Here is a 7,419-nt window from a genome sequence, read left to right as displayed (position 1 = left end):
GATGCCTGCGGCGGCCCGTTGCGGTTCGGTGGGGGCTTGTGTAGCGCGTGCGGGTGCGTTGTGGGTCGGTGCCGGGGTGGGGGGTGTCCGTCCTCGGTCCGGCGGCTCGGTCTCTTGGTCAGTTCTCGGTTCCGGACGCCGGCCGCTGCGGGCGGACACCCCCCACCCCGTCCCCTTCACGCCGTACGCGGCGAACGGTCCCGTCGTAGCGCACGTGGACTGCAACCCCTCAGGGGCGCGGGGAACTGCGCGACCAGCCACGACGGACCCGCACCCGCCGCACCCCCGTCCTCGAACGGCCCAACCTCACCCCCGCCCCCACCCAAAACCTCCCTAACCTGGACTGATGGGTGAGGACATCCGGCTGGCCGCGGTCGTCGCGTTGGCGCAGGGCATGGCGGCGGCCCACGGCTCGCGGGAGGCGTGGCGGGCGGCTGCCGGTGGGGCGTGCCGTGCGCTCGGGGGGAGTTTTGCCGCGCTGTCGGTGTGGGAGCGGGAGCTCGGGCGGCTCAGGGTCCTCGTCAATGTCGGTGATCGGGTGGCCGGCGAGGAGGAGTTTCCCGAGGGGGAGGCCTACCCGGTGCACCAGTTCCCCGAGATCACCGAGTTCCTGCACGAGCGGTGGGCCGGGGGCGGTGAGCCCAACGCGTGGGTGGAGACGGCGGAGGGGCCCGCGGCGGGAGGGCGGCCGGGGTATGTGCATCAGCGGGTCGCCGCCCTGCGCAGGAGGGGTCGGGGGTGCTGTGTCGTCGCGCCGATCGTGCTGAACGGGCGGGCGTGGGGCGAGTTGTACGTGGCCCGGCCCGTCGGTGCCCCGCTGTTCGGGCGGGAGGACGCCGACTTCGCCACCGTGCTGGCCGCCGTCGTCGCCGCCGGTATCGCCCAGGCGGAGCGGCTGGAGGAGGCCAGGCGGCTCGCGTTCACGGACGCGCTGACCGGGCTCGCCAATCGCCGGGCCGTGGACATGCGGCTGGACGAGGCGGTCGAGCGGCACAAGAGGGACGGTGTCGTCGTCAGTCTGGTCGTGTGTGATCTCAACGGGCTCAAGAGGGTGAACGACACTCAGGGGCATGCCGTCGGGGACCGGCTGCTGGAACGTTTCGGTTCGGTGCTGTCGCTGTGCGGGGCCATGCTGCCGGGGGCGCTCGCCGCGCGGCTCGGCGGGGACGAGTTCTGTCTGCTCGCGGTCGGGCCCGACGCCGACGACGTGGTGCGGGCCGCCGGCGAACTGTGCCGGAGGGCCGGGGAGCTGGAGCTGGGGGAGGGAGTGGCGTGCGGGGTCGCCTCGACCGCCGATCCCATCGGGCCCGTGCGGTCGGCCCGGCGGCTGTTCCGGCTCGCCGATGCCGCGCAGTACCGGGCCAAGGCCGAGCGGGCCACGAGGCCGGTGGTCGCCGGGCGGGGCGGGGCCGAGGACCCGGTCGTACGACTGGCGGACAGCGCGCCCTCCGAGTCCTCGCCGGAGCGCCGGCGGTTCCGGGGGCGGCCCACCTGAGGCGCCGGGGACGGTAAGGGGCGTAACCCCGACCCAGTAGTGACATCCTCGAATTCAATGCGTACGCTCCTGAATATGGATATGCACACTGTGGTGGTGGGGACGTCCGGGGTCACCGCGTCCGACGTCCTTGCCGTGGCGCGCGGCGGCGCCCGGGTCGAGCTCTCCGGGGAGGCGGTCTCGGCACTGGCGGCCGCGCGCGGGATCGTGGACGCGCTCGCGGCCAAGCCCGAGCCCGTCTACGGCGTCAGCACCGGCTTCGGTGCCCTCGCGACCCGGCACATCAGCCCGGAACTCCGGGCCCAGCTGCAGCGCAACATCGTGCGCTCGCACGCCGCCGGAATGGGGCCGCGGGTGGAGCGGGAGGTCGTACGGGCGCTGATGTTCCTGCGGCTGAAGACCGTCTGCTCGGGACGCACCGGGGTACGGCCCGAGGTCGCGCAGACCATGGCCGACGTGCTCAACGCCGGGATCACGCCGGTCGTGCACGAGTACGGCTCCCTCGGGTGCTCCGGTGATCTCGCGCCGCTGTCGCACTGTGCCCTGACCCTGATGGGGGAGGGCGACGCCGAGGGGCCCGACGGTGTCGTACGGCCTGCCGGGGAGTTGCTCGCCGAGCACGGGATCGCTCCCGTCGAGCTGCGGGAGAAGGAGGGGCTCGCCCTTCTCAACGGCACCGACGGCATGCTCGGGATGCTGGTGATGGCCCTCGCCGATCTCGACATGCTCTACAAGTCCGCCGACATCACCGCCGCGTTGAGCCTCGAGGCGCTGCTCGGCACCGACAGGGTGCTCGCACCCGAGCTGCACGCCATCCGGCCGCACCCGGGGCAGGGGGCCTCCGCCGCCAACATGCTGGCCGTACTGGAGGGTTCGGAGCTCACCGGCCATCACCAGGACGACGCGCCCCGCGTCCAGGACGCCTACTCCGTGCGCTGCGCGCCGCAGGTCGCCGGAGCCGGCCGGGACACCATGGCCCACGCGCGGCTGGTGGCGGAGCGGGAGTTGGCGTCGGCCGTCGACAACCCCGTTGTGCTGCCAGACGGTCGCGTGGAGTCCAACGGCAACTTCCATGGCGCGCCGGTGGCTTACGTGCTCGACTTCCTCGCCATCGCCGTCGCCGACCTCGCGTCCATCGCCGAGCGGCGGACCGACCGGCTGCTCGACAAGAACCGGTCCCACGGGCTGCCGCCGTTCCTCGCGGACGACGCCGGGGTCGACTCCGGGCTGATGATCGCCCAGTACACCCAGGCCGCGCTGGTCAGCGAGTTGAAGCGGCTGGCCGTACCGGCGTCCGCGGACTCGATCCCCTCGTCCGCGATGCAGGAGGACCACGTGTCGATGGGGTGGTCGGCCGCGCGCAAGCTGCGCACCGCCGTCGACAACCTGACCCGGGTCCTCGCCGTCGAGCTCTACGCCGCCTCCCGCGCCGTCGAGTTGAGGGAGGGCCTGAGTCCCGCGCCGGCGACCCAGGCCGCCATCACCGCCGTACGCAAGGCGGGGGTCGAGGGTCCCGGCCCCGACCGGTTCCTGGCGCCGGACCTCGCGGCGGCCGACGTGTTCGTGCGGGAAGGGCGGCTGGTCGAGGCGGTCGAGGCCGTCACCGGGCCGTTGCGGTAACGGGAGGACGGGCCCCGCCGTGCGGCGGGGCCCGCAGTGCTACTTGAGCTTGCGCACCTGGGCGTCGATCACCGCGAGCGGGACGGCGGACGTCCTGCCGCTCTTCATGGAGGCGAAGTCGACCGCGTAGTACGTGGAGACGAGGCTGCCGACGCGTACCACCTCGACGGTGAAGGAGCCGGTGCCCTCGCCGTCCGTGTCGGCGTCCAGGACGAAGGCCACCGACTCGTCGCCCACGCCGGTCGGCCTGCCCGCGGCGACCTTGGTGATCTTCATCTTCTCGCCCTTGGCCGTGATGGCGAACCCGCCGGAGCAGGGGGCAATGCCGTCGGAGACGGCCTTGAGGGCCTTCCGTGCGCCGTCGCCCTCGTACGAGGAGAGGCCCACGCTGGTCATGGTGACGTCGAAGGAGTCCCCGACGCGCTCCTCCGACGTGACGGTGTTGCTCGCGCCCGCGTCCGAGTCGCCCGGGGGCAGACCGGTCAGGGCGAAGGCGAGCGGGGCGCACGCGGGCTTGTCCGTCTTCAGCTCGCTCCGGGACCTCGGCAGGGTGTCGTCGCCGTCGGTGATCTTGTCCCTGGGCAGGTCGCTCTGGACGAGCAGCAGCTTCTCCAGCTCGGCCGCCCCGAGGGCCTTCGCGCCCGCTGTGGTCGGCGAGGACGTCTGTGACCGATCGGGGCTCCCGGACGGCTTCGCGTCGCTGTCCGAGCCGCCGCCGCAGCCCGTGACCAGCGCGAACGACAGCATGCCCACGGTCGCCGTGACACCTGCGCGCACCGTCGAAGATCTCTTCATGCGCGGACTATGAAGCTTGCGTCAAGAACACGTCAAGCCCGTTCAAAACCCGAGGCGTTCCCGGCGTACCGAGTAGACGACGAAGCCCGCACCCAGCGTGAGGAACAGGGTGCCGCCGACGACGTACGGCGTGGTGTCGATGCTGCCGGTGTCGGCGAGTTCGGCGCCGTCCCCGGTCGTCTCCGCGCCCGTGGTCGTGACCCTCGCCTGCGCCGTGGCCTGCACGGACGGCTCGGTTCTGACCGGCTTGTCCTGGGTCGCGTTGGCGGACGGGACGAACCAGAGGGCACCCAGGAGGGTCCCCGCGGCGGTGGCGGTCAGCAACGGACGGCGAACGGATGACACGGAATATCGATCCCCTTGTGGCACTGGCGAATTGGCCGTGTGGGGCGATGTTAGTGAAAGACGCGGGTCACGGGAAAGTCACGGGAGCGACGGGCCGTACTCTCCGGGCATGAGCACTGAAGAGACATCACGCTTTGTACGGGTTCGGGTGGAACTCGTCGTCGAGGTCGACGACCAGGACGCCGTGACCCGGGCCGCGCTGGAGCGGATCGCGGAGGATCCGGACATGCCGGACGAGGAGCGGGCGCACGCCGAGGGTGCTGTGACGGAAGACACTGCCGAGGCCCTCGCCTATCTCGTGGACCCGTTCGACCTGGTGGGGGAGGTGGCCGGGGTCGAACTGGCCCAGGCCTCGTGGAGCAGCGAGCAGATCGACTACGACCCGGATTCGCCGGACTGGGACCTCGACGGGGATGATGTCGAGGAGGACGACGAGGAAGAGGCTGTCGGCTGAGCGCGCCCAGGGAACGACTGACCCCGGGTGGCAACCGCCGCCCGGGGTTTCGTCGTCTCAGGTGTCGCACGGACCGGCAGCCGCACCCTCCGCCACAGCGGACGTGGTGTGCCCCACACCTTCCGAGAAGGTGGAACGGGATGAACCGGTCGTAGCGTTTAGGTTTCATTGACGGGGACCCTCGGGGTTTCTGGGGATTCGGCAACGATGGAGAAGCGTGTGATGACGGTCAGCAAGCGGCGCAGGGGCCTGACGGTCGCGTCCGCACTGCTCGGCGGGGTACTGGTGCTTTCCGCCTGTTCTTCCGGTGGCGACGACTCCTCCTCGAAGGGTGGCGGCGGCGACACCTCGCAGGCCAAGGCCGACGAGGCGGCGGCCAAGAAGAGCTCCCAGGCCGAGATCAGGATCACGCCCAAGGACGGCACCGACAACGCCTCCATCAACAACTCCGCTGCCGTCACCGTGAGCAAGGGCACGCTCACCGACGTGACGATGACGACCGCCGACGGCACCGAGGTCGCCGGCCAGTTGTCCGCGGACAAGACCAGCTGGAAGCCCGACGGCCAGCTGGAGCGCTCCACCAGCTACAAGGTCGCCGCCGAGGCCAAGGACTCCGACGGCCTCGTGGCCCACGAGAACGCGTCCTTCACGACGGTCTCCCCGGCCAACAGCTTCATAGGCAATTTCACGCCGGAGAACGGCTCGACGGTCGGCGTGGGCATGCCCGTGTCGATCAACTTCGACAAGGCGATCACCAACAAGGCGGCCGTCCAGAAGGGCATCACCGTCTCCTCCAGCAGCGGTCAGGAGGTCGTCGGCCACTGGTTCAACGCCAACCGCATCGACTTCCGCCCCGATGACTACTGGAAGGAGAACTCCACCGTCACGCTGAAGCTCGCGCTCGACGGGGTGGAGGGTGCCAACGGGGTCTACGGCGTCCAGCAGAAGACGGTCACCTTCAAGATCGGCCGTAACCAGGTCTCGTACGTCGACGCCAAGACCAAGCAGATGAAGATCACGCACAACGGCGCGACGATCAAGACCATCCCGATCTCGGCCGGTTCGCCGGAGAACAAGACGTACGAAGGCGTCATGGTGATGTCCGAGAAGTTCAAGGAGACGCGCATGAACGGCGCGACCGTGGGCTTCACCGACGACGACGGCAAGGGCGAGTACGACATCAAGGACGTGCCGCACGCCATCCGGCTCACCAACTCCGGCACCTTCGTGCACGGCAACTACTGGGGCGCCAAGTCCATCTTCGGCAGCGTCAACACCAGCCACGGCTGCGTGGGCCTGTCCGACACCAAGGGCGCCAACGACACCGGCACCGCCGGGTACTGGTTCTACACCAACTCGATCGTCGGTGACGTGGTGGTCGTGAAGAACACCGGCGACAAGACGGTGGCCCCGGACAACGGCCTCAACGGCTGGAACCTGAGCTGGGCGGACTGGAAGGCGGGATCGGCGGTCTGACGCCGAGCGCTCCGCAGCACGCCGGAAACGCGCTCGCCGCCCTCACGGGTGGCGGGCGCGTTTCCGCTTTTCGGGCGGAGCCCAGCCTCAACTCCCTCTGAACCCGGCGGTCTTGTAACAGACTTTGCTGTCGGCGAATTGTCTGTTGAACGTGGTGATCACCCCTCGGCATACTGCGGACACCGGGGGGTGCGCGTACACGCGTGCGAGACCACCCCCGCCCGGGTGAACGGGGAATTCACCCGGTCCTTCTGCAAGGGGGAATCTTGCGCAGACAAGTGAAAAAGGCATGCGCGGCCACGATCGCCACGGCGGCCGCGGTAGCGCTCGCGGCGGGAATGACCAGCCCCGCCTCGGCGGACGCGCAACAGACCGCGAGCGTCTCGCGGTCCGGCAAGGCCCAGCTCACGCCCCACCACCGCATCACCCTGATCACCGGTGACCGTGTCGTCGTCGACGCCAAGGGCCGGGTCGTCGGCCTGGAGCCCGCGAAGGGTCGCGCGCACATACCGGTCCAGCTCCGCAAGGCCGACGGCCACACCTATGTGCTGCCGTCCGACGTCGTCCGCCTCGTGTCGAGCGGCAAGCTCGACCAGCGGCTCTTCGACGTCACCGAGCTCAACAAGGCCGCCACTCGCAAGTCCCAGGCCAAGGGGCTGAAGGTCATCGTCGGCTACCAGGGTGCGGCGAGCGCGGCCAAGGCCGACGTCCGGGACGCGGGCACGCTCCGCCACTCCCTGGCTTCCCTGAACGCCGACGCGGTGCAGACACCGAAGCAGGACGCGCCCGAGCTGTGGGACGCGGTCACCAACGGTGACAAGACCGCTTCCGGTATCGCGCATGTGTGGCTCGACGGTGTCCGTAAGGCCAGCCTGGACAAGTCCGTGCCGCAGATCGGTGCTCCCACGGCGTGGGCGGCCGGTTATGACGGCAAGGGCGTCAAGATCGCCGTCCTGGACACCGGTGTCGATGCGACCCATCCGGACCTGAAGACGCAGGTGATCGAGTCCAAGAACTTCTCCGCCGCGGCCGACGCGAGTGACAAGTTCGGTCACGGGACGCATGTGGCGTCCATCGCGGCGGGTACCGGCGCCAAGTCGGGCGGCAAATACAAGGGTGTGGCGCCCGGGGCGAAGATCCTCAACGGGAAGGTTCTCGACGACACCGGTTCCGGTGACGACTCGGGCATCCTCGCGGGCATGGAGTGGGCGGCCGCGCAGGGCGCCGATGTCGT

The 7,419-nt window shown here is 70.1% G+C and carries 7 protein-coding genes; 5 read left to right on the top strand and 2 right to left on the bottom strand.

Annotated features, from left to right (window positions below; genetic code table 11):
• Positions 1-346: 346 nt before the first annotated feature.
• Positions 347-1,495 carry a GGDEF domain-containing protein gene (locus tag H295_RS0142380; protein ID WP_020141436.1) on the top strand — a complete coding sequence of 383 codons (1,149 nt, stop codon included), beginning with the start codon at positions 347-349 and terminating at the stop codon, positions 1,493-1,495.
• A gap of 81 nt (positions 1,496-1,576) precedes the next feature.
• Positions 1,577-3,115, top strand: coding sequence for a histidine ammonia-lyase (gene hutH / locus H295_RS0142375; protein ID WP_020141435.1), 1,539 nt, complete (start codon positions 1,577-1,579; stop codon positions 3,113-3,115).
• 39 nt (positions 3,116-3,154) lie between these two features.
• On the opposite strand, the gene H295_RS0142370 is transcribed toward hutH, so the two are convergent.
• Positions 3,155-3,910, bottom strand: coding sequence for a hypothetical protein (locus H295_RS0142370; RefSeq protein WP_043218950.1), 756 nt, complete (start codon positions 3,908-3,910; stop codon positions 3,155-3,157).
• Between the two features lie 42 nt (positions 3,911-3,952).
• Complete coding sequence (locus H295_RS0142365; protein WP_020141433.1) at positions 3,953-4,234, bottom strand: LPXTG cell wall anchor domain-containing protein; 282 nt, start codon at positions 4,232-4,234, stop codon at positions 3,953-3,955.
• A gap of 130 nt (positions 4,235-4,364) precedes the next feature.
• Between H295_RS0142365 and H295_RS47045 the strand changes: the two genes are divergently transcribed.
• The 3 genes from H295_RS47045 to H295_RS44565 all read left to right on the top strand — a co-directional run.
• Complete coding sequence (locus H295_RS47045) at positions 4,365-4,709, top strand: hypothetical protein (protein WP_043218949.1); 345 nt, start codon at positions 4,365-4,367, stop codon at positions 4,707-4,709.
• A 207-nt stretch (positions 4,710-4,916) separates the two neighbouring features.
• Positions 4,917-6,185, top strand: a complete 1,269-nt coding sequence (locus H295_RS0142355; RefSeq protein ID WP_020141431.1) for a L,D-transpeptidase — start codon at positions 4,917-4,919, stop codon at positions 6,183-6,185.
• A gap of 278 nt (positions 6,186-6,463) precedes the next feature.
• Positions 6,464-7,419: S8 family peptidase (locus H295_RS44565; protein WP_158691139.1), on the top strand; the 956-nt coding region annotated here is incomplete at its 3' end.

The organism is Streptomyces sp. 351MFTsu5.1 (assembly GCF_000383655.1).
Classification (GTDB): domain Bacteria; phylum Actinomycetota; class Actinomycetes; order Streptomycetales; family Streptomycetaceae; genus Streptomyces; species Streptomyces griseorubiginosus.
This window is presented reverse-complemented; position numbering and strand designations above follow the sequence as displayed.